Raw genomic sequence first — 22,144 nt, forward strand, 5'->3', positions numbered from 1 at the left:
CAGGGACGCAAAGATCAAACGATCAGGACAGAACATGAAGAATGCTTTGATGCTTTCAGGGTTTATGACAGCCCTCTCCAGCCTTCCCGCCATGGCTCAGGAGCTTGAGATTATTGGTAAGCCGGTTGACGGTGGCGTGGGTTTCCAGCCCGCAGCTACCAGTCTTGCTCAGGGTATCCGGGATCTGGACGACCTGATTCTAGTGATCATCACAGCGGTCTGTATCCTGGTCGCCGGCCTGCTGGTCTGGTGTATCGTACGCTATAACCAGCGCGTGAATCCGACCCCGGCGCGGTTCTCGCACTATACACCGGTCGAGATCGCTTGGACGCTGGGCCCGATCTTGATTCTGGTAATCATCGGTTCATTTTCGCTGCCGGTTCTGTTCAATCAGCAGGAAATTCCCGAAGGTGACATCACCATCAAGGTTGTGGGCAACCAGTGGTACTGGACCTACGAATATGTCGATCACGATTTTGCGTTCGACAGCTATCTGCTGGGTCATCCGGCCACTCTGGACGAAGGCGCGCGCCCGGCCGATGCGGATGTGACCCCGTTTGTTCTGGATGACGCGATGCGCGCCAAGCTGGCGGATGCAGGCTACAGCGATGACGAATGGCTGCTGGCTACTGACACCGCGGTTGTTGTTCCGGTCGGCAAGGTCATCGTGATGCAGGTTACCGCGTCTGATGTGATCCATTCCTGGACCATCCCGTCTTTTGGCGTGAAACAGGACGGCGTGCCCGGACGTCTGGCTGAACTGTGGTTCGAGGCGGATAAAGAAGGCATTTACTTCGGTCAGTGTTCTGAACTCTGCGGCAAGGATCATGCCTATATGCCGATCACAGTCAAAGTGGTCAGCCAGGAAGTCTATGACGCGTGGCTGCAAGGCGCGATCGACGAATATGCAGGATTGCCGCAAAGCTATCAGGTCGCTTCGAACTGAGCGCACCAAGGGCGGGTTGGTGCCCGTCTGACATAAACGCAGGCTGTGCGGTTGGACCGCGCAGCTTTGGCCCCCAAAGGACCCGAGATGACCGACGCAAGCATCAATGCCAGCACAGCGACTGCCCATGCGGACGAGGCCAGCTTCGGCGATTACTTCGCCCTGCTGAAGCCGCGGGTGATGTCTCTGGTTGTGTTCACGGCACTTGTCGGTTTGTTGGCGGCTCCTGTTCCGGTCCATCCCTTTGTCGGCTTCTGCGCCATTTTGTTTATCGCCATTGGTGGCGGCGCATCCGGCGCGCTGAACATGTGGTGGGACGCGGATATCGACAAGGTGATGAAGCGTACCAAAGGCCGTCCTATCCCATCCGGCAAGGTGGAAGAGGGCGAGGCAATGGCCATCGGTCTGGCCTTGTCCGGCCTTTCGGTGATCATGCTGGGACTTGCGACCAATTGGTTCGCAGGCGCGTTTCTGGGTTTTACCATCTTTTTCTATGTCGTGGTCTACACGATGTGGCTGAAACGTTCGACGCCGCAGAACATCGTGATCGGTGGCGCAGCGGGTGCGTTCCCGCCAGTGATCGGATGGGTCGCCGCAACCGGGTCCATGGCGGTTGAGCCCTGGCTGATGTTCGCCCTGACCTTCATGTGGACTCCGCCGCATTTCTGGGCGCTGGCCCTGTTCATGCGCTCGGATTATGACGATGCTGGCGTGCCAATGCTGACCGTTACGCACGGTCGTAGGGCGACGCGCGTTCATATTCTTGTCTACACGGCTTTGCTGGCGATTCTAGCCGTGGGGACTGCATTCTCTGGCATCGGCGGCCCGATTTACCTGACGGTCGCACTGGTGATGAACGCCTTGTTCCTGCGTGGCGCCTGGCGGATATCACGCCGGACAGAGGACGATTCTGAGTTCGATAACTTCAAGGTTGAGCGCAGTTTCTTCAAGCTATCTCTGCTATACCTGTTCCTGCATTTCGGCGCGATTCTGGTCGAAGCCCTGTTGAAACCCCATGTTCTGGGAGGCTGGTCATGAGCCTGCGCAAAAGTCACGAGCTGCATCAGCGCCGGTTCAGCCGCAATCTGGGGGTTGGTCTGACGCTGGCGGCCTTTATTGTGATTGTCTTTGGCCTGACCATCGTCAAGGTCTCGGGCACTGATTTTAGTATGGCCACGCAAGAGATCCAGAACTGATGGCGTTGTCCGGTCCTCAGAAAACAGTCGCTCAAACCGTCGGCGTGGTTGTCCTGATGGGCAGCCTGGCCTGGGCATCGGTTCCTTTCTACGACTGGTTTTGCCGCGTGACCGGGTTTGGTGGCACCACCGGTGTCGCCGAAGCCGCCCCGGAAGAAATTCTGGATCGTACCGTCACCGTAAGGTTTGACGCGTCCAAGGCCAGAGACATGGCCTGGGAATTCAAACCCGTCGTACGTGAGATGGAAGTGCGCATCGGCGAGACAGGACTGGCCTTCTATGAAGCGTACAACGCGACGGATCGCCCGATCGCTGGTCAGGCCTCATACAACGTGGCACCCTACTCGGCAGGCGGATATTTCCAGAAAATTGCCTGTTTCTGCTTTGAAGAGCAGGTGCTGCAACCCGGTGAACGCGTAGAGATGCCGGTAACTTTCTTCGTCGATCCCGACATGGTCGATGATCTTGAAGCAAAATATGTTCATACGATCACTCTGTCGTATACATTCTACGAAATTGACCTGCCCGAGGGCTACGCCGCCCTTGACGTGCAGGCTGAGACAACCAAGAACTAACGCCTGTAGGTGAGGGACGCTGATGGCACATGCTAAAGACCATGACTACCATATTCTGAACCCGTCGATCTGGCCGCTAATCGGCGCCGTCAGCGGCTTTGTGATGCTGTTCGGGGCCGTTTTGTGGATGCATGATAAGACCCCATGGATTTTCTGGATGGGGGTTGTGGGTGTACTCTACACCATGTTTGCCTGGTGGTCCGAAGTTGTTGTTGAAAGCCGTCAGGGGGACCACACACCGGTTGTTCGCATCGGCCTGCGCTATGGCTTCATCCTGTTCGTGATGTCCGAGGTGATGTTCTTCTTTGCCTGGTTCTGGTCGTTCTTCAAACATCGCATGTATCCGATGTATGATTATGCAGGCACCGAATATATCCAGCCGGATATCCATGCAGTCGACCCGTTCCACCTGCCATTGATCAATACTCTGGTCCTGCTGCTGTCGGGTTGTGCCATTACCTGGGCGCACCATGCTCTGGTTCATGACAATGACCGCAAAGCACTGATCAATGGTCTGGCCATAGGTATCGTATTGGGCATCGCCTTTACCGCGCTGCAGGCGTTCGAGTACTATGAACTGCTGGCCCATGAAGGCTGGGAATTCGGCGGCGACCAGTTCTATTCGAACTTCTTCATGGCAACTGGTTTCCACGGCGCGCATGTGCTTATCGGAACAATCTTCCTGTCGGTCTGTCTGATACGGGCCCTCAAGGGCGACTTTACACCCGAAAAGCATGTCGGCTTCGAAGCCGCAGCCTGGTACTGGCACTTCGTGGACGTCGTCTGGCTGTTCCTGTTCTTTGCCGTTTACATCTGGGGTCAAGCCCCGCTGATGTAACGCCGGTCAGGTGATCCAATTGCAAAAGCCGCCCTTCGGGGCGGCTTTTTCTCTATTCCGGGCGCAAGATTGCGCTCCATACAATTGCGTGGTTGCAATTTGGACCGCGCGCCCCTTAACAAGACGCCGGTTCCTGCAACGAGGTTTGATCCTGACATGCGCCGCATTCTGTTCCTGCTGATCTTCGGCCTCGCTGGTTTGGGCGTGCTGCTGTCGCTGGGCATTTGGCAGGTGCAGCGTCTTGCGTGGAAGCAGGAGGTGTTGGCCGAGATCGAAAGCCGTATCTCTGCCGATCCCATCGCCTTGCCGTTGCAGGTTTCAGAGGGCGCTGACAAGTACCGTCCGGTGACAATTTCGGGTGAGCTGGAACCAGGCGAAATCCATGTTCTGGTCTCGGTCAAACAAGTCGGGGCAGGGTATCGTATCATCCAGTCTTTCAGCACCAAGGACCGGACCATTCTGGTGGATCGGGGTTTTGTTCCGACAACAGCCAAACAGACGCGTCGCGAGACCGGCCCGATGGAGATCACCGGCAATCTACACTGGCCGGATGAGATCGACGGTTATACGCCTGAACCGGATATCGATGACAATATCTGGTTTGCCCGCGATGTGCCCAATCTGGCCTCCGCTTTGGGCGCCGAACCGGTGCTGCTGATCGCGCGCTCCGAGACTGACCCGAACGTGACGCCCTTGCCGGTTAGTACGGCAGGCATCCCCAACGATCACCTGCAATATGCAATCACCTGGTTTGGTCTGGCTCTGGTCTGGGCCGCGATGACCGGATACTTCCTGTGGCGCAAACGTGCCAATTCTGAGAGTGACGCGACATGAAATACATCTCGACCCGCGGGCAGGCGCCCGAACTGACCTTTGAAGAGGCAATGCTGACCGGCTTGGCCCGCGACGGTGGCCTGTATCTGCCGGCTGAGATCCCAGTGATGTCGCAGGACGAGATCGCAGCCTTGGCAGTTTTGCCGTACGAGGAGATCGCGTTCCGCGTGATGTGGCCCTATGTCAGCGGCTCGTTTGCCGAGGATGAGTTCAAGGCGATTATTGCCCGCGCCTATGAAAGTTTCGGCCACGATGCGCGCGCGCCGCTGAAACAGTTGAACGAGAACCACTTTCTGCTGGAGCTGTTCCATGGCCCGACGCTGGCCTTCAAGGACTTTGCCATGCAGTTGATTGGCCAGCTGTTCCAGGTGGCCTTGAAGCGTCGCGAAGACCGTGTGACCATCGTTGGGGCGACCAGTGGCGACACCGGTTCGGCAGCCATCGAGGCATTCCGGGGCCTGGATGCGGTGGATGTGTTCATCCTGTTCCCGCATGGCCGTGTATCCGAGGTGCAACGCCGCCAGATGACGACACCTAAGGACAGCAACGTACATGCCTTGGCCGTTGACGGAGACTTCGACGATTGTCAGGCTGCTGTAAAAGACATGTTCAACGATTTCGACTTCCGCGACGGGGTCAGGCTGGCGGGTGTGAACTCGATCAACTTCGCCCGCGTGTTGGCGCAAGTTGTCTATTATTTCTCCTCCGCCGTCACTCTTGGCGCGCCGCATCGCAAGGTCAGCTTCGCTGTACCGACCGGCAACTTCGGTGACATTTTCGCGGGCTATCTGGCAAAGCGCATGGGCCTGCCCATTGACCGGCTGGTAGTAGCGACCAACCAGAACGACATCCTGCATCGCTGTCTGTCGGGCGAGGGGTATTTCAAGGGCGAGACCATCCCTTCAATCAGCCCGTCGATGGATATTCAGGTCAGCTCGAACTTTGAACGGGCGCTGTATTATGCCTATGGCGAGGATGGTGGGGCCGTCGCGCAACTGATGGATGAGCTGAAGACCGGCGGTTTCAACGTCAGCCAAGGCGCGATGGAAGCGTTAAGTGAAAACTTCGACTCAGGTCGCGTTTCCGAAGAGGAAACGCTGGAGACGATCAGGCACACTCTGGCGCACAGCGCCGAACTGGTCTGTCCACACACCGCCGTGGGTATCAAAGTTGCCGAGGAACACCGTTCTGTCGACGTACCGATGATTACACTGGCCACCGCGCATCCGGCGAAATTCCCGGCTGCGGTGGAGAAGGCAAGCGGCGAACATCCGCCTCTTCCATCCCGCATGACTGATCTGTATGAACGTCCGGAACGGGTGACCCGCATTGCCAATGATCTGGGCGCCCTCGAGGATCATATCAAAAGGCATATTGCTGAGTGACTGTCAGACAAGACCAACTGAAGAACGGATTTCGTATCGTCAGTGAACATATGCCAGGGCTGCAATCAGCGTCCATTGGCATCTGGGTGACCGCAGGTGGGCGGCATGAGCGCATCGAACAGAACGGTATTGCGCACTTCCTTGAACATATGGCGTTCAAGGGAACTAAGCGCCGTTCTGCGCTGCAAATCGCCGAGGCGATCGAGGATGTGGGTGGCTATATTAATGCTTACACCTCACGCGAGGTCACGGCGTATTACGCGCGCGTCCTGAAAGACGACGTGGCACTGGCCATGGACGTGATCGGCGATATTGTCCTGAACCCAGTCTTTGATCCACGCGAGATCGAGGTCGAGCGTGGCGTGATCTTGCAGGAGATCGGTCAAGCCTATGACACGCCCGATGACGTGATCTTTGATTGGCTTCAAGAGCAGAGCTATCACGACCAGCCTTTGGGCCGCACCATTCTGGGCCCGACCGAACGGGTCAGCGCGTTTTCGCGCGAGGATCTGTCCGGCTTTGTGGCCCAGCACTATGGGCCGGAGCAGATGATCCTGTCGGCGGCAGGTGCCGTTGATCACGATGCGCTGATGAAAATGGCCGAAGAGATGTTTGGTCATCTGCAATCGCGCGAGGGCCTGATCCCTGAAACGGCTCGGTTTACCGGTGGAGAGGCACGACAGGAAAAAGAGCTTGAACAAGCCCATTTCGCGCTGGCGCTGGAAAGCCCGGGTTACAGCGATGACGCGATTTATACGGCGCAGGTTTATTCGACTGCTTTGGGTGGGGGCATGTCCTCGCGCCTGTTCCAGGAAGTGCGCGAGACGCGTGGGCTATGTTACACAATCTTTGCGCAGACTGGGGCCTATGCCGATACCGGTACGACGACGATCTATGCTGGCACCTCGGAGGATCAGGTGGGCGAACTGGCGACAATCACCATCGATGAGATGAAGCGAGCGGCCGAAGACATGAGCGCCGAAGAGGTTGCCCGTGCCCGGGCGCAGATGAAGGCCGGGATGTTGATGGGGCTTGAAAGCCCTTCGAACCGGGCCGAACGTCTGGCGCGGTTGGTGCAAATCTGGGGCCGGGTGCCTCCTTTAGAAGACACTGTTGCCAAGATCGATGCGGTCGGTACCGAGGATGTGCGCACCTTCGCTGAGACCATGGCCTTGCAAGCCCCGGCGGCACTGGCGCTGTATGGTCCGGTTTCAGGCGCACCGACACTGGCAGAGCTGCAGGAGAGGCGGGCGGCTTGATGCTGTTGGGCAGACGCAAGCTGAAACTCGAAACCGCGCGGCTCAGCTTGCGCCCGCCTGTGCACTCCGACTTTAATGACTGGGCGGCGTTGCGGCGGGCCTCAAAAGAATACCTGACACCTTGGGAGCCGATATGGGCGAGGGATCACCTGAGTCGCAAGTCCTTTACCAATCGTGTGTATTGGGCGCAGCGCTCGGTTGCGGGCGGGACGGCGATCCCGCTTTTCCTGTTTCGCCGCGAAGACAATGTTTTGGTTGGGGCCATTACGTTGGACAACATCCGGCGCGGACCTGCACAGGCGGGCACATTGGGATACTGGACCGGTCAGGCTTTTGCCCGGCAGGGATATATGCGTGAGGCGATCGGGGCCATGGTTCATCATGCCTTTACCCGCCTGGATCTGAGCCGGATCGAAGCGGCCTGCCTGCCGGAAAACCGGGCTTCGCGCGGGCTGCTAGAAAGCTCGTCCTTCAAGTACGAAGGCGTGGCGCAGTCTTATCTGCAGATCAACGGGCGGTGGCGAACGCATGTTCTGTATGCCAGCCTGCGATCAGACCGCCGCGGGAAAACCGACGCGGGGTAGGGGGCTCTGCCCCCGTCGCGGCAAGCCGCACCTCCCCCGAGGTATTTTGGGCCAGATGAACAAGGGGCATGACTTGTCGGCATTCTGCGCTACACTTCGATTATGCGCTGGTTGGTTGCGGCATTGATGGTGATTTCGGGCGGGGCCGCAGCGCAGGAGCGGCGGCCAAGCCATTGTATCGCCATCGCCGATGCAACGCCCGGAATTGAATTTCTGCACAAAGCGGCGTGGCAGGATCCTGTACCGGAGTTTTCAGTGCGGATCAGCTATATCGCGCACGCGTCTTTCATGATCCAGACCCGTGGCGGGCTGAATGCGGTCACCGACTTCACCGGGTTTATTGGCAGCGCAGACCTGATCCCTGATGTTGTGACGATGAACCATGCCCACAGCACGCATTGGACGGCACATCCCGACCCGGCCATACCGTACGCTCTGCCCGGCTGGGGTGCGTTCGGGCAAGGCATCGAGCATTATCTGGATCTGGGCGAGATGCTGGTGCGCAATGTCTCGACAGATATCCGTTCTGCCTTTAGCGGGATCGAGGAGCGCGGTAATTCGATCTTTGTGTTCGAGGTTGAGGGGCTGTGTATCGGTCATCTGGGGCATTTGCATCATGTCCCGTCGGATGAACAGTTTGCAGCGCTTGGGCGGTTGGATGTGGTGATGGCCGCTGTCGATGGTGGGACCACCATGCCTCTGCCGGATATGATCTCGGTTCTGAAACGGCTGAAGAGCTCTGTCATTATTCCGATGCACTGGTTCTCACAGTTTTCACTGGACCGGTTCCTGGTGGATATCCGGGATACATTTCCGGTTGAACGCAACGGGGTGTCGGAAATCACTGTTTCCTTGCGCGACCTTCCGGACCGGCCAACCGTTGTGGTACTGGAGCCGCGCTACCTGATTGATCAGGAATAGGGGTTGCCGCCGCGATATTGGTTGGGCAATGAAAGTGTATGAGTTTGAACCCTGCTGATGACCTTGTTGCCGCATTGATCCGTTCGAAATTGGGCGACCACGTACTGCGCCCCGTGGAAGAACGGTATCTGAATGAACCGCGCGGACGATTTGCAGGGCAGGCCGGTCTGTTGGCTTTGCCGCGCACCGCCGAAGAGGTGGCGACGCTGGTGCAGATGGCCTCTGACGCGCGGGTTCCGATCGTGCCTTATGGCGGCGGCACCGGTCTGGTCGGCGGGCAGGTGATGACGGATGGTCCGGCGCCTTTGCTGATCTCAATAGAACGGATGACGGCCATTCGATCTGTCTTCCCTATGGAGAATATCCTGATTGCCGAGGCGGGTGCCGTTCTTCAGGACGTTCAGGTCGCAGCCGAAGCGGCAGATCGGTTGTTCCCGCTGTCACTGGCGGCACAGGGGTCTTGCCGGATCGGAGGCAACCTGTCTACCAATGCTGGAGGCGTTAATGTTTTGCGCTATGGCAATGCCCGCGATCTGTGTCTGGGGCTCGAGGCGGTGCTGCCCAATGGCGAGATCTGGCACGGTCTCAGCCGGTTGCGAAAGGACAATACGGGCTACGATCTGCGCAACCTGATGATCGGGGCCGAGGGCACGCTGGGGATCATCACCGCGGCATCGCTCAAACTGTTCCCCCGGCCTGCTGCTGTGGGTACCGCGATGCTTCAGGTCACCTCACCCGAGGCGGCCATCGATCTTCTGGCCATGGCGCGGGATCAGGTGGGTGAGACGGTCAGCACCTTTGAACTGATCCATCGGCAAGGGCTTGATTTCCTGTCCGAGGTTCTACCGGATGTCCGCCAACCGTTCAGCGCGCGTCCTGAGTGGTCCGTGTTGATTGAACTGGGGATGGCCAAGGGGCAATCACCTTCCGAAGCGCTGGAAGACATTTATACCCGCGCAGAAGCGATCAATCTGGTTCAGAACGGTGTAATTGCGCAAAGCGAGGCGCAGCGGGCCGCTCTTTGGGCGATACGTGAACGCATCCCAGAGGCCAATCGCCTGATCGGTTCGGTGTCGAGCCATGATATCTCGATCCCGATTTCAAGAATTCCCGAATTCATTTGCAAGGCAGGTGCGACGATTACAAGCCTCGGTCCGTTTCGGATTAATTGTTTCGGTCATCTGGGCGACGGCAATCTGCATTACAATGTGTTCCCACCCAAGGGGCAAAGCCGATCGGATTTTGACAGCCAGAAGGCTGCCGTAAAGCACCTGGTGCATGATCTGGTTGACGCCTTTGACGGATCAATCAGTGCGGAACATGGCGTGGGCCGAATGAAAACCGACGATCTTGAACGCTATGGCGATCCGGTAAAGCTGGCGGCGATGCGGGCAATCAAGGCTGCCCTTGACCCTCTGGGCATCATGAATCCGGGGGCAGTCTTCAAGAGGTGAACACGGCCCAAGGGTGAGCCGTGCCCGATCCATGATTACGACGCAGGAAGGATCACCTTGTCGATCATGTGGATCACGCCGTTTTTGGTTTCAATGTCGGCCTTAACAACGTTGGCGTCATTCACCATCACACCGGAATCGAGGTCAATGGTGATATCACCGCCCTGCACGGTTGCAGCAGTCATATCATCGCTCAGATCACCCGACATCACCTTACCCGGCACCACATGGTAGGTCAGGATAGCAACAAGCTGATCTTTGTTTTCAGGTTTCAGCAGGTTCTCGACAGTACCTTCAGGCAATGCGGCAAACGCATCGTCGGTGGGGGCAAATACTGTGAACGGGCCTTCGCCCTTCAGTGTGTCCACCAGTTCAGCGGCTTGAACTGCGGCGACAAGGGTTTCAAAGCTGCCTGCCGCGACAGCAGTGTCGACAATGTCTTTACCATGGCCATCTGCGACGGCTGTAGTGGTAAGGATGATCGAAGCAACACTGGCGGCGGCGAATTTGCGGAACATAGCGTAGTCTCCCAAGGTTGAAATGCTTAATGCAGCATCACCCGGGGTACGCGTCATCCTCACAACAAGATCACTGGTTTTGAGCAGTGTTGTAGGTTGATCAAAACAAAAGCCGCGCTAAACCAGCACAGCTTTTGTTTTCCAATCACATCTTTGTGACGTTTCTTGGGTCAAAGACCTTCAAACTCGCACAGGATGTGCACGTCCATACCCATATCTTTCAGCACTTTGCGACCGCCAAGATCGGGCAGGTCGATGATGAATGCGCAGGAAACGATCTCACCCCCTAACCGCTCAATCAGTTTGATGCCGGCGGCAGCAGTGCCGCCCGTGGCCAACAGGTCGTCCACAACTAAAATCTTCTCGCCCGGCTGAATGGCATCGTCGTGAAGCTCGACAATCGCTTCACCGTATTCCAGTTTGTAATCTTGGCTGATCGTAGTGCCGGGCAACTTGCCCTTCTTGCGGATCGGTACGAACCCGACGCTCAGCTGGTGCGCAATAGCGCCGCCCAGAATGAACCCGCGCGCCTCAAGACCAACGACCTTGTCGATCTGTTCTCCGGCATAGGGGTGCAACATCTGGTCGATGGCCATCCGAAACCCGCGAGGGTCGGCAAAAAGAGTGGTCACATCCCGAAACATGATCCCTTCATGCGGGAAATCGACGATGGTTCGGATGTAATCTTTGACAGTTTTGTTCCTGGACATCAGCCAACCTTTATTGCGTCAAATACCAACACCGTGTTTGGCCCATGGGGGTTGACCATGCAAGGAACAATTCAATCGCGCGACCAGGAACGGCTTGAGATTACAGCCTTGGGCAGGCCGTAATACCGGTACAGCGTGGCTGGCAACCAAGACAGGTGCGGTTTGCGCCAATTGCGTTGATCTCGCAAAAGAAATGCCTGAGCAGCATGAAGGTTCATTGCCATATTCCTTTAATTGTTGTTAAGTGCCCGATAACGACAATCACTATGCTATGTATATACATTGCATCGTCATAAATTGCAAGATTTTGTTAGGAATAATGCGCGTGGCTAAGAAAGACGGCAAAGGATCAACCAAGAAAAACAGCCAGTTGGTCTTACGCCTGGACAAGGACGAACGTGACGCGTTTGTCGAGCTTTGCAAAGAACTGGACACGTCAGCTGCGCGCGAAATCCGCAGATTTATTCGCGGCTTCATGAAAGAACATGCCGAGGATTAAGGCAACCTCAGGCCGGACGGCGCAGCACTGCCGTGGCCACGCCCATCCCGATCAGGGTCAATCCGCCAAAACGTGTCATTGCAGTGATAACACCGGTTCGGCCGATCAGACGTCGCAACTTGTCCGCCAGAAGGGCATAGGCAAGCGCGTTCAACCAGGCCAGTCCCACGAAGGTGACGATCAGGATGGCGAATTGCGGCCCCAGAGGTTCGGCGGGGCGCAGGAATTGCGGCACGAATGCAATGAAGAAGGCGATTGATTTCGGGTTCAGCGCCGTAACCGCAGCCGCGTGGCCAAACACGCTGCGTGCGGTGACATCACGCCCGGTGTCGACCGTGCTCAAACCACCAGACGGCGCGCTGCGCAACAGTTTGATCCCAAGCCAGACCAGATAGGCTGCGCCGACCCATTTGAGCACAGAAAACAATGTGGCTGAGGCCAGAACAAGCGCGCCCAACCCCAGCAGTGACGCAGACATGGCCACAAGATCCCCCACCGCGACTCCGGTAGCAGAGGCAACGGCAACACTTCGCCCTTTGGACAAGGCATAGCTGAGCACCAGCAACACGGTCGGACCGGGGATCAACAGCAAAGCAGTGGAGGCCGCGACAAAGGTCAGCCAAAGTTCAAGGGACATCAATTTCAGACCATTGCATAGGTTTCGATTTCACCGCAGCAAAATCCGATGGCAGTGGATTGTCAATCGGATCTCCCAAGCTCCGGCTCTGACCCCTGACTGACTCGCTTTTTGTTCACGTTTATGTTACATTATGCATGTTTTAAGAAGGAATTTAGCTATGAAACACTTTGCTGCGGGGCTTTCGCTCCTTCTGTTTGTCGTTATTCCTACATATCTGCTGGCTCAGGGATGCCCAGAGGGTTACACGGATTGTGGAGGGAATTTGTGTTGTCCAACAGTGACGGAGCAACCATGACCTTTCCAAATCTCTTCGATGTATTTCGTAAACGGGCGGGGTATCTGATTGGAATCGCTGCCGTTATCGCCGTGCTGGCCTTCTGCAGGCCCTTAGTTCTGGACGCAGATGAAGCAGATCTGCGTTATGATCGCAACAGTATTCCGGCCCATCGGCTGGACAGCCCCAAACCCGGGGACGCTTATGCCTTTAATCACGGCACAGGTGATTTCTCACCTATCAAACTATGTGCATTGCATAAGGCTGACGAGTATCCCGTAACCCGCGTTCGGTTTGAGGGGATCAACGACTGGGGGCGGGGTTTGAATGGCGCGATCTCTGAAGTCGGTCAGTTTGTCGGTGAAAAGATTCTGGCCGGAATGCAAATGGACAAAGCCAGCGTTGTCTGGGAGTTCAACAAGACCTTCCGTGGGGACGAGCTTAGCACAACCCTTGAAACCGCGTGCCTGGACAAGGTTGTGGAACATGTCCGCAGACCGGACCAGTCCGTCTTCATCGTGGACATGGTGTATTTTGCACCGGATGACCCCAACCGACCGCAGATGGTTCAATTGTCGCGTTCCAGCATTATCCCCAAAGGATGTGATGCGGACTGCATCAATCCCGTGCCACAGCATCAGGTTCTCAAGATCGGTTGGCTGACGCGCAAGAAAGCAGATTGGGATCTGGTTCGGATCGAATAATTCGGATCCCCAACCATGGCTTCGGGCGGTTCAAAGACGCCGCCCGGTTGCCGAAAAAACCTCGCCGCCAAACCGGGATCACGCTTTCTGATCGGTCGCACATGCTTGCTTTGCATAAAAACAGGTGTGATCCTCGGGCTGAATGGTTGGCGCGGGGCAGGTCAAACACGATCTGAAGCGAGAATTAAGCCTTCTCCATGTTCCTTGAAACGCGCGAGTTCTCTACCAGTCTATGGTGCGAACGGATGCAAATGAGGGTGTGATGGATCAGAGCCAGTACGTAAATTCCGAACAGATTTCAAAAGCCGGTTCTTCGATCCGTCGCTGGAAGACTGCGGGTATTGCCCTGATCGTTCTGGTCGGGATGGTTTACGCCGCTGCCGTCGGGTACATGTACCTGAACCAGCGCACGCTGCTGTTCAAACCATCCGGGGTTTTGCCTGAACCCTCCGCAGTTGGATTGGCGGATGTAGATGTGTCCATGGTCTCCATGGCAGATGGAACAGAACTGACCGTCTGGTCTGCCTGCGCAGCTACCAAAGACGCGCCAACCGTATTGTTCTTTCACGGTCAAAGCGGAAACCTTGGGGACCGCGCGGACCGGCTCAAAGAGATACTGAACAGTGGTTACGGCCTGCTGGCTCCTAGCTACCGCGGGTATCCGGAAAGTAGCGGAACACCATCCGAAATGGCCTTGATCTCGGATGGGCTTGAGCTGTTTGATCAGCTGGACCGGGCGGGGGAAAGGATCGTTCTGCACGGTCAAAGCCTTGGCACTGCCGTCGCGGCAGCAGTTGCGGCTCAGCGACCCACGGCGGAACTGTTGGTGCTTGAGGCACCTTTCACGGCGACTGTGGATGTCGCAGCGGAACGGCACCCATGGTTGCCGGTTTCAGCCTTGATGAAAGACCATTTCGCCACGCGCGACATTATCACCGAAATCGACGTGCCCACGCTGATCTTCCACGGCACGGATGACGAAACCGTTCCGATGCATCATGGCAAACCCTTGCTGAATTGGCCGAAGACACGGTTCAGCTCTATATAGTACCCGGCGGCACGCATGGTGATTTGTGGACGCATGGTCTGTGGCAAACCGTACAGGACAGCCTGCCACGTAACTGAAGCCAACTCAGAACTTAAAGAATCCGCCCGGCTACCGCGTCCAGTTTGGCCAGCAGCGCCGGGTCGCGTTTTTCGGGGGCAGTGAGAATGGCAAACTCCAGCGCCCGGTCGCACCCATGTGGGCAGGGCGCGCGCTCGGACCCCAACAGGGGGGGCAGGCCTTTAACCAGTGCCCGACCTTTGTCGGCATTGCCGGTCAGGGTGGCGATGATGGTCGAAACGTCCACCTCACCATGGTCCGGGTGCCAGCTGTCATAATCCGTGACCATCGCGATCGAGGCATAACAGAGCTCGGCCTCGCGGGCGAGTTTGGCTTCGGGCATGTTGGTCATGCCGATCACATCGCAGCCCCATTGCTCGCGATACATCTTCGATTCAGCAAGGCTGGAAAATTGCGGCCCTTCCATCGCCAGATATGTTCCACCACGATGGATGGTGATACCTGCAGTCCTGCCTGCAGTCTCGCAAGCGTCCGACAGGCGCGGGCAAGTGGGATGGGCGACGCTGACATGGGCGACGCACCCGGTGCCGAAAAAGCTCTTGTCTCGTGCAAAAGTGCGGTCGATGAATTGATCGACAACCACGAAATCGCCGGGCGCCATATGCTCTCGGAACGACCCGCAGGCCGAAACCGAGATCACATCGGTCACCCCCAACCGCTTCAACGCGTCGATATTGGCGCGATAGGGTACATCGGTCGGCGAATGCACATGACCGCGCCCATGACGCGGCAGAAAAGCCATTTCGACGCCGTCCAGCGATCCGGTCAGGATCTGGTCCGAGGGCGTCCCCCATGGGGTCTCAACTTCAACCCATTCCGCGTTTTCCAGCCCATCGATTTCATAGATGCCTGATCCGCCTATGACGGCTATCTTGGTTTGGGTCACTGTCCTGCTCCGCCTGAAAAACTGATATTGAATTTGTGCGGGTTCAGCCGGGATTTGACAAGAGGTCTAATCCTGTACCGCCAACAGGTTGCGCTGTTGCGATTGCGCAGTGAAATCGGCCCACGCAGAACCAAACGTGTCCAGTGGCCAGGTCAGATCCTGCGATTGCCCGTGCCGGTCTCGGAACACAAAGCGATACGCGTCTCCATTCAGCATGGCATCCAGCACTTCCTGGCCGCGATGGTCGTCGAAGGTGCAGCTCAACCCTGTCAGGCATCCCGGACGCCGTGTGCGCCAGATGGTTTCGTCACCTTTGTCGATGCGAAACCCTGAAGGGCTGTAAAAGGTGCCGGGCTCTATCCCGAACTCAACTTTGAACCCTTCTGGTTCTGGCGTTATGAATACGAACTGCGCCGCAAACTTTGGCCGAAGCGAAAACACCTCTGCCCGCCGGATGTAACACCGCTGCCGCAACGCGCCGTTTTCTTCGCGCTCGTCGCAGATCGAATTCCAGATCCCGAAAATCTCATGATGGGTGACACGCCAGTTTCCGGCCGTGTCATTGCCCTGCAAGTCCTGCCCAAAGGCGGGAAGGGCTGAGACGAGAAAGAGGATGATCCAACGCATGGTCTCACAGTTGGGTGCCTGGCTTGGGTCCGGCAAATCACGTTGCCGCGAGGTTGAGGTATGTGAGGGGTGCATGGCTGCATCCCACCTAATGCAGTAGCTCAACACTGTCGTGCCCGCTACAACGGCCCCTTCGCGCGAACATAAAACCCCATAGGACTGATCAATGCCCCGAGCCTTGCTGGCAAGCTTTGCCAAACGCGTCGCCATACCCGATCTGCGCTGGGTTCCGGATGAGGGGCTGACCGTCTCGCGCCTGCGGATCGAGCTGCTGTCCGGCCTGACCGTGGCCCTTGCACTGGTGCCCGAGGCCGTGGCCTTTGCCTTTGTGGCAGGCGTGCACCCGCTGGTCGGTCTGTATGCGGCCTTTTTGGTGGGTCTGATCACCGCGCTGATCGGCGGGCGACCCGGCATGATCTCGGGCGCGACCGGCGCTCTGGCTGTCGTCATGGTGGCGCTGGTGGCCGAACATGGAGTGGAATACCTGTTCGCGACCGTTGTCCTTATGGGCATTCTCCAGATTATCGCGGGGGCCATGCATTGGGGGCGCTTTATCCGATTGGTGCCGCACCCGGTGATGCTGGGTTTTGTGAATGGCCTGGCCATTGTGATTTTCCTGGCGCAGATGGGGCAGTTCAAAGTGCCTGGAACCATGGAAAACACCGGTCACGGCATGAGCGGCGGAGACTGGCTGCCGGGGATGCAGCTTTACACCATGCTGGGTCTTGTTGCTCTGACCATGGCGGTGATATGGGTGATGCCCCGCATCACGCGTGTTGTACCAGCTCCTCTGGCGGGGATTGTTGTCGTGGCGGCAATTGTGATCGGCTTTGGCCTGGATGTTCCACGGGTCGGCGATCTGGCGTCGATCGAGGGCGGTCTGCCTGCATTCCACATTCCAATGGTCCCGCTGAACTGGGAAACATTCGAAATCATCCTGCCCTATGCTGTCATTCTGGCCGCCATTGGCCTGATCGAATCCCTGCTGACCCTGAACCTTGTTGGCGAGATCACCGGCAAGCGCGGTGGCGCGTCTCAGGAGTGTATCGCTCAGGGTGCATCAAACATTGTAACCGGTTTCTTCAGCGGTATGGGCGGCTGCGCGATGATTGGTCAGTCGATGATCAACGTGAAATCTGGTGGCCGTACCCGCATCGCCGGTATCGCGGCGGCACTTTTCCTGCTGGTCTTCATCCTGTTTGCGTCGCCTCTGATCGAGCAAATCCCACTGGCAGCGCTGGTCGGCGTGATGTTCATGGTGGTGATAGGCACCTTCGCGTGGAACTCGTTCAAGATCATGCGCAAAGTGCCCATGACCGATGCCTTCGTCATCGTTCTGGTCACCGTCGTCACAGTGATGGAGGACCTTGCGGTTGCCGTTGTTGTCGGTGTTATTGTCTCGGCGCTGGCCTATGCGTGGAACAACGCCAAACGCATTCACGCCGTCACGCGCGAATCCGAGACCGAGAAGGGTGCGAAAGTCTATGAAATTCAGGGGCCGTTGTTCTTTGGATCGTCGGAAGGCTTTATCGAATTGTTCGAAGTAGTGAACGACCCTGAAACTGTCATCGTCGATTTCGCCGAAAGCCGTGTCGTGGATCAGTCCGCCCTTCAGGCCATCGAAAACATTGCGGCAAAATACGAGGCTGCGGGCAAACGCGTTATGCTGCGTCATCTGAGCCGCGATTGTCACAAGCTGCTGAACAAAGCAGGTCACCTGATGGTCGACAGTGATGATGACCCGGATTACGAGCTGGCGGTCGATTACTCTGTTCGAACCGGTATTCTAGGCGGTCACTGAAGCCTTATGCGAGGCTCTGCCTCGCGCTCCGAGGTATTTGAAGCCAGATGAAAACAGGATCCCTAGTTCATCTGGCCTAAAAATACCTCGGGGGAGGCGCCCGGAACGGGCGGCGGGGGCAGAGCCCCTGGATCACGTCAATCATCCGGGCGATCGAGTGAGAATAACTCGGATACTACTGAATAATCCCTATACCCGAGCCGCGCCAGAGGTTTGAAAGAGGTCACATCGAACTTGCCGTCTCGGATGTGCTCGTCGTGAAGGTGAACGCCAGTTACTTCGCCAAATACAACCCGGTTGGCTTTGCCGGGCAGGGTTATGATCTGGGTCAGTTTGCATTCCAGCGCAGCGGGAACCCCTTCAATCCGTGCGCAGGGAATGGTTTCGCATTCGGTGGGTTTCAGCCCGGCATGTGAAAACTCGTCAACGTCTTTCGGCAGGCCAGCCGAGCTTGCGTTCATCGCGTCCCGATGAGCATGTGCAACGACGTTCACGCAGAAAACACTCGTTGCCTCGATATTGGCGATACTGTCTTTGCCGCCATTCTGATCGTGCTTGGTGCCAGTCGAGGCAAACATCACTTGCGGCGGCGCGTATGCAACGCCGTTGAAAAAGGAATACGGTGCCAGATTGTTGATCCCATCTGCATCCCGGGTTGATATCCAGCCGATCGGGCGCGGTGTGATAATGGCGTTGAACGGGTTGTGCGGCAGGCCATGGCCGTCTTCGGGGCGATAGAACATCTGATCTCCAAGCGTTTGCCCAAGGCGTACCGAAGTGCTAGGGCGAATTCCAGCAAGGAAAAGAGGGCAGGGTGCAGCAATTCGGGATCAGGCCGGAAGAGCCGGACGATTGGTGGGAGGTCGAGGCGCTCTATGATCTGTGCTTCGCACCAGGTCGTGAGGCTCTATCGTCGTATCGGTTGCGCGATGATGTGCCGCCGGTTGCGGGCCTGTCTCTGGTCGCGCGCGACGGTCAGGGCATTCTGGCTGGTGCGATCCGGTTCTGGCCCGTCCATGTTGGCGATCACGATGCTTTGCTGTTGGGGCCGGTAGCCGTGCACCCGACCCATCAGGGCGAAGGGTTGGGCCGTTACCTGATCCACGCCGGAGTAGAAGCGGGTCGGAGCCGCGGGTGGAAACGCGTTATGTTGGTCGGGGACGAGCCCTATTACAAGCGATTTGGATTCGCCCGGTTGCGGGGGGTCGAGATGCCTCCGCCCACCAACCCGGACCGGGTTTTGGGGTTGGAACTGGTCCCCGGTGTCTGGTGCGGGGTTCAGGGAACAGTTACGCGCTGGAGCCGCTGACCTATTGAATCCACACCGTCCAACGCCGATGTTGATAAGCAGGAGGGCGTGAATGCAGAACGTGGTTCTTGTCGAAAATGTGGATGCCGAGGCCGAACTGGATCGTCTGGCGGATCACTATCGATCTGCCGGAGGCGTTGGTGTCAAACTGCTGAACAAACTGGGCGGTTCAGCTGAGTCTTTGTTGGAGCAATTGCCGGAACCTGTGCGACACGGCCTGACCGGCGCAACCGAGCAGGCGTTATGGCTGGCGATGCACGCGGCTCAGGGCTCGCGGCGCGCTGTGCCCGATCAGCAGCCCTGGGTGAACACCGCCGTGACCACCGCCATGGGCGCGGCCGGAGGGCTGGGCGGTGTTTCGACAGCCCTTATGGAGCTTCCGGCAACCACAACCATGCTGCTGCGCGCCATTCAGGGGGCCGCCGCCCGTGAAGGGTTTGATCCATCTGAAGAAAATGTAAAGTTTGACTGTGTACGTGTGTTGTCGGCGGCAGGACCGCTATCGCATGACGACGGGGCAGATCTGGGCTTTTTCTCCGTGCGTCTGACCTTGACCGGTCCGGCGATGCAACGTCTTATTGCTGCCGTTGCGCCTCGTTTTTCGATTGTGCTGGGGCAAAAACTGGCGGCCCAGTCCATTCCTGTACTCGGGGCCTTGGCCGGCGGTGGCACGAACTACGTCTACACACGGTATTATCAACAGATCGCGCGCGTGCATTTCGGTCTGCGGCGACTGGCGATTGATGCCGACGTAGCGCACGACGAACTGATGCGACGGCTTTCAGCCCGGATGTGAGCAATACCTTTGACAATGTGACAGCCTTGGCGGGCGCCACATCATGTGGTATCCTCGTAGGTGCTAGCCGCTAAATAAGTCTGTTTTGGACCAGGGCGGCAGGCCGACGAGGGATATGGCCGAAAGGGTGTGCCGCTCAATGAATGCAAGACCGTTGCTTCAGGACCGTCCCAAAGCTGCAAAGCAGCCTGTTTTGCAGCAATACTCGGCCTTATGTTTTCGGATCAAACGCGGCCGCCCAGAGGTGCTGCTGATCACGACACGCAAGTCACGCCGCTGGATTATTCCCAAAGGGTGGCTCATCCCCGGCCTGAGTCCGCAGGAAACCGCATTGCAAGAGGCGTGGGAAGAGGCAGGCGTTACCGGCCATTGCAGCGAGGTGCGGTTAGGGCAGTTCCTGTATCATAAGCACCGTTTGAACCGGCTCCCAACCTTGTGCCTTGTGGATGTTTTCCCGGTGCATGTGCTGGCAGTGGAGCAGAACTATCCCGAAACTGGCGCGCGAAAGCGCAAGTGGTTTTCGCCCAAAAAAGCGGCGCAAAAGGTCAATTCGCCCGAGCTTGCTGAAATGTTACGCGACTTTAAGCCGTACACACATTAAGATCGCATCTGACAGGCTTGATATTGTCACTTCAATCGGTATCTATTCGCCAATCTTTTTTTGGACTGAACATGATTCAATACGCGTTGAAATGTAGCCACGACCACACATTCGACAGTTGGTTCCAATCCGCCGAAGCCTATGACAAGCTGGCCGCTGCGGGTATGGTCACTTGCGCGGTTTGCGGATGTACGCAGGTTGAAAAAGCGATCATGACGCCACGGGTCCGCCCGGCGCGGAGCGCGCAGAAGAAAGTCGAAAACCTGCCCGCCGCCGAAGAAAGAATTGACGTGGCTACCTCATCGCCAAAGATCGAGAAGGTGCTGGCTGAGATGCGACGCCACGTCGAAGAGAACTCGGACTACGTGGGTAGGGACTTTGCCAGCGAGGCGCGCAAGATACACTTGGGCGAGGCCCCGGACCGCGCCATCTATGGCGAAGCTAAGCCCGATGAGGCGAAATCGCTGATCGAAGACGGCGTGCCAGTGGCCCCGCTGCCGTTTGTGCCCAGCAGAAAGACCAACTGACCATGCATATCGTGATCACCGGTGCCAATCGCGGCATCGGGCAAACCCTGGCAGAGCAGTATCGCCACCGGGGGGATAGCGTCATCGGAACGGCGCGCGATGGCAGTATGCAGGTTCGCCTTGATGTATCTGATACCGCGCAGCAATCGGCTATGGCGGAACAGTTGAAGGGTCAGCCCGTTGATCTGTTGGTCTGCAACGCCGGAGTGTATTTGGACAAAGGTCACTCGATCAACGATTATCCGGCGGACATGTGGGCGCAAAGCTTTGCGATAAATGTCACCGGTGTGTTTCTGACGGTTCAGGCCTTGTTGCCAAATCTGCGCGCTGCGGGCGGCAAAGTCGCGATCATCTCGTCGCAAATGGCATCGCACACCCGTGCGCCAGGCGGCAGCTATATCTACCGGGCGTCCAAAGCGGCGGCTTTGAATCTTGGGCGGAATCTGGCGACGGATCTCAAAGAGGACAGCATTGCCGTGGGTATTTATCATCCGGGCTGGGTTCAGACAGATATGGGCGGTGAGACAGCCGACATCAATGTGGATCATGCCGTGCTCGGCCTGATTGAACGCTTTGATGCCCTGTCACTCAGCACCACTGGCTGTTTTGAAACCTATGACGGGCAGCAGCACGCCTACTGAGAGGTCAGCGCCGCTTTGGGAATCTCAAAGACCTCACCCGGGTCAATGTAGACAACCAGCAAATCACCGCGCGTCTCATACGACATTTTCGAAGTCGAACTGCTGGATTCCGGCACGCCTTCCTTGAAATAGATGTTGCGCACATGTCCACCACCCAAGGCCACCGCAACAGTTATGGTGCCGTCGTCATGTCGGCGCAGCTCGGCGTTGCAGCTTTGCACGGGATCACCGGCATTTGCGGCGCAAGGAATTGTACCCAGTGCGTTCTTGCCGTCCGTCCCGGCGACACTCGCGCTCTGGGCCAGTGCTGGCGATGACAAAAGGGCAAAGGCAAGGGCTAGGCGAAACATGAAGAACCTCTTGATTTGGTTGTTGTCCATAGGCTGACACCGCGCCTGTGCAATGTAAAGTGGCCCAGCGCCGCAGGGGGCAACTCCTTTGCGCCCTTGCCCTTGCGGTGCCCCTCGCTTATGAGGCACGGAACTTCCAATCC

Annotated in this window: 28 protein-coding genes; 20 read left to right on the top strand and 8 right to left on the bottom strand. The window is 57.3% G+C overall.

Translation table 11 applies throughout. The annotated features are described in order from the left end of the window. The first annotated feature begins 34 nt into the window (after window positions 1-34). From coxB to Q0816_RS18250, 11 genes are all read left to right on the top strand, one after another. Window positions 35-946, top strand: coding sequence for a cytochrome c oxidase subunit II (gene coxB, locus Q0816_RS18200; protein ID WP_298853277.1), 912 nt, complete (start codon window positions 35-37; stop codon window positions 944-946). Between the two features lie 87 nt (window positions 947-1,033). Next, entirely contained in the window at window positions 1,034-1,984 is a 951-nt protein-coding gene (gene cyoE, locus Q0816_RS18205) for a heme o synthase (protein ID WP_298853279.1), read from the top strand. Beyond that, window positions 1,981-2,142, top strand: a complete 162-nt coding sequence (locus tag Q0816_RS18210) for a hypothetical protein (RefSeq protein WP_298853281.1) — start codon at window positions 1,981-1,983, stop codon at window positions 2,140-2,142. The genes cyoE and Q0816_RS18210 overlap by 4 nt, the downstream gene beginning before the upstream one ends. Continuing rightward, a complete protein-coding gene (locus tag Q0816_RS18215) occupies window positions 2,142-2,717 on the top strand; it encodes a cytochrome c oxidase assembly protein (RefSeq protein WP_298853283.1) in 576 nt (191 codons plus the stop codon). Before Q0816_RS18210 ends, Q0816_RS18215 begins: the two co-directional genes overlap by 1 nt. Window positions 2,718-2,739: 22 nt before the next feature. Further along, on the top strand, window positions 2,740-3,555 hold the full coding sequence (locus tag Q0816_RS18220; RefSeq protein WP_298853285.1) for a cytochrome c oxidase subunit 3: 816 nt from the start codon (window positions 2,740-2,742) through the stop codon (window positions 3,553-3,555). Window positions 3,556-3,711: 156 nt separating this feature from the next. Beyond that, window positions 3,712-4,389: an SURF1 family protein gene (locus Q0816_RS18225; RefSeq protein ID WP_298853287.1), complete on the top strand. Its 678-nt coding sequence runs from the start codon at window positions 3,712-3,714 to the stop codon at window positions 4,387-4,389. Further along, on the top strand, window positions 4,386-5,774 hold the full coding sequence (thrC, locus tag Q0816_RS18230; RefSeq protein ID WP_298853289.1) for a threonine synthase: 1,389 nt from the start codon (window positions 4,386-4,388) through the stop codon (window positions 5,772-5,774). Before Q0816_RS18225 ends, thrC begins: the two co-directional genes overlap by 4 nt. Beyond that, entirely contained in the window at window positions 5,771-7,033 is a 1,263-nt protein-coding gene (locus Q0816_RS18235; protein WP_298853291.1) for a pitrilysin family protein, read from the top strand. Before thrC ends, Q0816_RS18235 begins: the two co-directional genes overlap by 4 nt. After that, window positions 7,033-7,617, top strand: a complete 585-nt coding sequence (locus tag Q0816_RS18240) for a GNAT family protein (RefSeq protein WP_298853293.1) — start codon at window positions 7,033-7,035, stop codon at window positions 7,615-7,617. The genes Q0816_RS18235 and Q0816_RS18240 overlap by 1 nt, the downstream gene beginning before the upstream one ends. A gap of 102 nt (window positions 7,618-7,719) precedes the next feature. Next, entirely contained in the window at window positions 7,720-8,538 is an 819-nt protein-coding gene (locus tag Q0816_RS18245) for an MBL fold metallo-hydrolase (RefSeq protein ID WP_298853295.1), read from the top strand. A gap of 38 nt (window positions 8,539-8,576) precedes the next feature. Further along, on the top strand, window positions 8,577-9,992 hold the full coding sequence (locus Q0816_RS18250) for an FAD-binding oxidoreductase (RefSeq protein WP_298853298.1): 1,416 nt from the start codon (window positions 8,577-8,579) through the stop codon (window positions 9,990-9,992). Between the two features lie 35 nt (window positions 9,993-10,027). Here the strand turns inward: Q0816_RS18250 and Q0816_RS18255 are convergent, their stop codons facing one another. The 3 genes from Q0816_RS18255 to Q0816_RS18265 all read right to left on the bottom strand — a co-directional run bounded on the left by Q0816_RS18255 (window position 10,028) and on the right by Q0816_RS18265 (window position 11,438). Beyond that, window positions 10,028-10,510, bottom strand: a complete 483-nt coding sequence (locus tag Q0816_RS18255) for a fasciclin domain-containing protein (RefSeq protein ID WP_298853300.1) — start codon at window positions 10,508-10,510, stop codon at window positions 10,028-10,030. Window positions 10,511-10,680: 170 nt separating this feature from the next. Continuing rightward, complete coding sequence (locus tag Q0816_RS18260) at window positions 10,681-11,220, bottom strand: adenine phosphoribosyltransferase (RefSeq protein ID WP_298853303.1); 540 nt, start codon at window positions 11,218-11,220, stop codon at window positions 10,681-10,683. 71 nt (window positions 11,221-11,291) lie between these two features. Then, window positions 11,292-11,438, bottom strand: a complete 147-nt coding sequence (locus tag Q0816_RS18265) for a hypothetical protein (protein WP_298853305.1) — start codon at window positions 11,436-11,438, stop codon at window positions 11,292-11,294. Window positions 11,439-11,539: 101 nt separating this feature from the next. Here Q0816_RS18265 and Q0816_RS18270 point away from each other — a divergent pair, with 101 nt between their 5' ends. Then, window positions 11,540-11,719 carry a hypothetical protein gene (locus Q0816_RS18270; protein ID WP_298853306.1) on the top strand — a complete coding sequence of 60 codons (180 nt, stop codon included), beginning with the start codon at window positions 11,540-11,542 and terminating at the stop codon, window positions 11,717-11,719. A gap of 7 nt (window positions 11,720-11,726) precedes the next feature. Here Q0816_RS18270 and Q0816_RS18275 read toward each other — a convergent pair whose 3' ends face one another. Further along, a complete protein-coding gene (locus tag Q0816_RS18275; protein WP_298853309.1) occupies window positions 11,727-12,356 on the bottom strand; it encodes a LysE family translocator in 630 nt (209 codons plus the stop codon). Between the two features lie 294 nt (window positions 12,357-12,650). On the opposite strand from Q0816_RS18275, the gene Q0816_RS18280 reads away from it, so the two are divergent. Both Q0816_RS18280 and Q0816_RS18285 read left to right on the top strand, forming a co-directional pair. Beyond that, on the top strand, window positions 12,651-13,337 hold the full coding sequence (locus Q0816_RS18280) for a hypothetical protein (RefSeq protein ID WP_298853311.1): 687 nt from the start codon (window positions 12,651-12,653) through the stop codon (window positions 13,335-13,337). A gap of 262 nt (window positions 13,338-13,599) precedes the next feature. Further along, window positions 13,600-14,385: an alpha/beta hydrolase gene (locus tag Q0816_RS18285; RefSeq protein ID WP_298853314.1), complete on the top strand. Its 786-nt coding sequence runs from the start codon at window positions 13,600-13,602 to the stop codon at window positions 14,383-14,385. Window positions 14,386-14,476: 91 nt separating this feature from the next. On the opposite strand, the gene Q0816_RS18290 is transcribed toward Q0816_RS18285, so the two are convergent. Together Q0816_RS18290 and Q0816_RS18295 are read right to left on the bottom strand one after the other, a co-directional pair. Then, window positions 14,477-15,349 carry an S-methyl-5'-thioadenosine phosphorylase gene (locus tag Q0816_RS18290; protein ID WP_298853316.1) on the bottom strand — a complete coding sequence of 291 codons (873 nt, stop codon included), beginning with the start codon at window positions 15,347-15,349 and terminating at the stop codon, window positions 14,477-14,479. 66 nt (window positions 15,350-15,415) lie between these two features. Continuing rightward, the gene (locus Q0816_RS18295) at window positions 15,416-16,051 is read right to left on the bottom strand and encodes a hypothetical protein (RefSeq protein ID WP_298853319.1); all 636 of its coding nucleotides are present in this window, start codon (window positions 16,049-16,051) and stop codon (window positions 15,416-15,418) included. 91 nt (window positions 16,052-16,142) lie between these two features. Here Q0816_RS18295 and Q0816_RS18300 point away from each other — a divergent pair, with 91 nt between their 5' ends. Beyond that, the gene (locus tag Q0816_RS18300) at window positions 16,143-17,777 is read left to right on the top strand and encodes a SulP family inorganic anion transporter (protein ID WP_298853321.1); all 1,635 of its coding nucleotides are present in this window, start codon (window positions 16,143-16,145) and stop codon (window positions 17,775-17,777) included. Window positions 17,778-17,914: 137 nt separating this feature from the next. On the opposite strand, the gene Q0816_RS18305 is transcribed toward Q0816_RS18300, so the two are convergent. Next, a complete protein-coding gene (locus Q0816_RS18305; RefSeq protein ID WP_298853323.1) occupies window positions 17,915-18,520 on the bottom strand; it encodes a flavin reductase family protein in 606 nt (201 codons plus the stop codon). A 71-nt stretch (window positions 18,521-18,591) separates the two neighbouring features. On the opposite strand from Q0816_RS18305, the gene Q0816_RS18310 reads away from it, so the two are divergent. From Q0816_RS18310 to Q0816_RS18330, 5 genes are all read left to right on the top strand, one after another. Further along, on the top strand, window positions 18,592-19,086 hold the full coding sequence (locus tag Q0816_RS18310; RefSeq protein WP_298853326.1) for a GNAT family N-acetyltransferase: 495 nt from the start codon (window positions 18,592-18,594) through the stop codon (window positions 19,084-19,086). Window positions 19,087-19,138: 52 nt separating this feature from the next. After that, the gene (locus Q0816_RS18315) at window positions 19,139-19,882 is read left to right on the top strand and encodes an EcsC family protein (RefSeq protein WP_298853329.1); all 744 of its coding nucleotides are present in this window, start codon (window positions 19,139-19,141) and stop codon (window positions 19,880-19,882) included. Window positions 19,883-20,021: 139 nt separating this feature from the next. Then, entirely contained in the window at window positions 20,022-20,483 is a 462-nt protein-coding gene (locus Q0816_RS18320) for an NUDIX hydrolase (protein ID WP_298853332.1), read from the top strand. A 71-nt stretch (window positions 20,484-20,554) separates the two neighbouring features. Further along, window positions 20,555-21,010 carry a DUF1178 family protein gene (locus Q0816_RS18325; RefSeq protein ID WP_298853334.1) on the top strand — a complete coding sequence of 152 codons (456 nt, stop codon included), beginning with the start codon at window positions 20,555-20,557 and terminating at the stop codon, window positions 21,008-21,010. A 2-nt stretch (window positions 21,011-21,012) separates the two neighbouring features. Continuing rightward, entirely contained in the window at window positions 21,013-21,651 is a 639-nt protein-coding gene (locus Q0816_RS18330; RefSeq protein ID WP_298853337.1) for an SDR family NAD(P)-dependent oxidoreductase, read from the top strand. On the opposite strand, the gene Q0816_RS18335 is transcribed toward Q0816_RS18330, so the two are convergent. Next, a complete protein-coding gene (locus tag Q0816_RS18335; protein ID WP_298853339.1) occupies window positions 21,645-22,001 on the bottom strand; it encodes a hypothetical protein in 357 nt (118 codons plus the stop codon). The genes Q0816_RS18330 and Q0816_RS18335 overlap by 7 nt on opposite strands. Window positions 22,002-22,144: the final 143 nt, after the last annotated feature.

The organism is uncultured Ruegeria sp. (genome assembly GCF_947497005.1).
Classification (GTDB): Bacteria; Pseudomonadota; Alphaproteobacteria; order Rhodobacterales; family Rhodobacteraceae; genus Ruegeria.

Coding starts and splice junctions, on each gene's coding strand:
- thrC (WP_298853289.1), top strand. CDS start 4,386: ATGAAATACATCTCGACCCGCGGGCAGGCGCCCGAACTGACCTTTGAA.
- Q0816_RS18260 (WP_298853303.1), bottom strand. CDS start 11,220: ATGTCCAGGAACAAAACTGTCAAAGATTACATCCGAACCATCGTCGAT.
- cyoE (WP_298853279.1), top strand. CDS start 1,034: ATGACCGACGCAAGCATCAATGCCAGCACAGCGACTGCCCATGCGGAC.
- Q0816_RS18220 (WP_298853285.1), top strand. CDS start 2,740: ATGGCACATGCTAAAGACCATGACTACCATATTCTGAACCCGTCGATC.
- Q0816_RS18295 (WP_298853319.1), bottom strand. CDS start 16,051: ATGCACCCCTCACATACCTCAACCTCGCGGCAACGTGATTTGCCGGAC.
- Q0816_RS18225 (WP_298853287.1), top strand. CDS start 3,712: ATGCGCCGCATTCTGTTCCTGCTGATCTTCGGCCTCGCTGGTTTGGGC.
- Q0816_RS18215 (WP_298853283.1), top strand. CDS start 2,142: ATGGCGTTGTCCGGTCCTCAGAAAACAGTCGCTCAAACCGTCGGCGTG.
- Q0816_RS18275 (WP_298853309.1), bottom strand. CDS start 12,356: ATGTCCCTTGAACTTTGGCTGACCTTTGTCGCGGCCTCCACTGCTTTG.
- Q0816_RS18325 (WP_298853334.1), top strand. CDS start 20,555: ATGATTCAATACGCGTTGAAATGTAGCCACGACCACACATTCGACAGT.
- Q0816_RS18250 (WP_298853298.1), top strand. CDS start 8,577: ATGAGTTTGAACCCTGCTGATGACCTTGTTGCCGCATTGATCCGTTCG.
- Q0816_RS18320 (WP_298853332.1), top strand. CDS start 20,022: ATGAATGCAAGACCGTTGCTTCAGGACCGTCCCAAAGCTGCAAAGCAG.
- Q0816_RS18285 (WP_298853314.1), top strand. CDS start 13,600: ATGGATCAGAGCCAGTACGTAAATTCCGAACAGATTTCAAAAGCCGGT.
- Q0816_RS18305 (WP_298853323.1), bottom strand. CDS start 18,520: ATGTTCTATCGCCCCGAAGACGGCCATGGCCTGCCGCACAACCCGTTC.
- Q0816_RS18265 (WP_298853305.1), bottom strand. CDS start 11,438: ATGAACCTTCATGCTGCTCAGGCATTTCTTTTGCGAGATCAACGCAAT.
- Q0816_RS18270 (WP_298853306.1), top strand. CDS start 11,540: ATGCGCGTGGCTAAGAAAGACGGCAAAGGATCAACCAAGAAAAACAGC.
- Q0816_RS18300 (WP_298853321.1), top strand. CDS start 16,143: ATGCCCCGAGCCTTGCTGGCAAGCTTTGCCAAACGCGTCGCCATACCC.
- Q0816_RS18255 (WP_298853300.1), bottom strand. CDS start 10,510: ATGTTCCGCAAATTCGCCGCCGCCAGTGTTGCTTCGATCATCCTTACC.
- Q0816_RS18245 (WP_298853295.1), top strand. CDS start 7,720: ATGCGCTGGTTGGTTGCGGCATTGATGGTGATTTCGGGCGGGGCCGCA.
- Q0816_RS18240 (WP_298853293.1), top strand. CDS start 7,033: ATGCTGTTGGGCAGACGCAAGCTGAAACTCGAAACCGCGCGGCTCAGC.
- Q0816_RS18335 (WP_298853339.1), bottom strand. CDS start 22,001: ATGTTTCGCCTAGCCCTTGCCTTTGCCCTTTTGTCATCGCCAGCACTG.
- Q0816_RS18315 (WP_298853329.1), top strand. CDS start 19,139: ATGCAGAACGTGGTTCTTGTCGAAAATGTGGATGCCGAGGCCGAACTG.
- coxB (WP_298853277.1), top strand. CDS start 35: ATGAAGAATGCTTTGATGCTTTCAGGGTTTATGACAGCCCTCTCCAGC.
- Q0816_RS18210 (WP_298853281.1), top strand. CDS start 1,981: ATGAGCCTGCGCAAAAGTCACGAGCTGCATCAGCGCCGGTTCAGCCGC.
- Q0816_RS18280 (WP_298853311.1), top strand. CDS start 12,651: ATGACCTTTCCAAATCTCTTCGATGTATTTCGTAAACGGGCGGGGTAT.
- Q0816_RS18330 (WP_298853337.1), top strand. CDS start 21,013: ATGCATATCGTGATCACCGGTGCCAATCGCGGCATCGGGCAAACCCTG.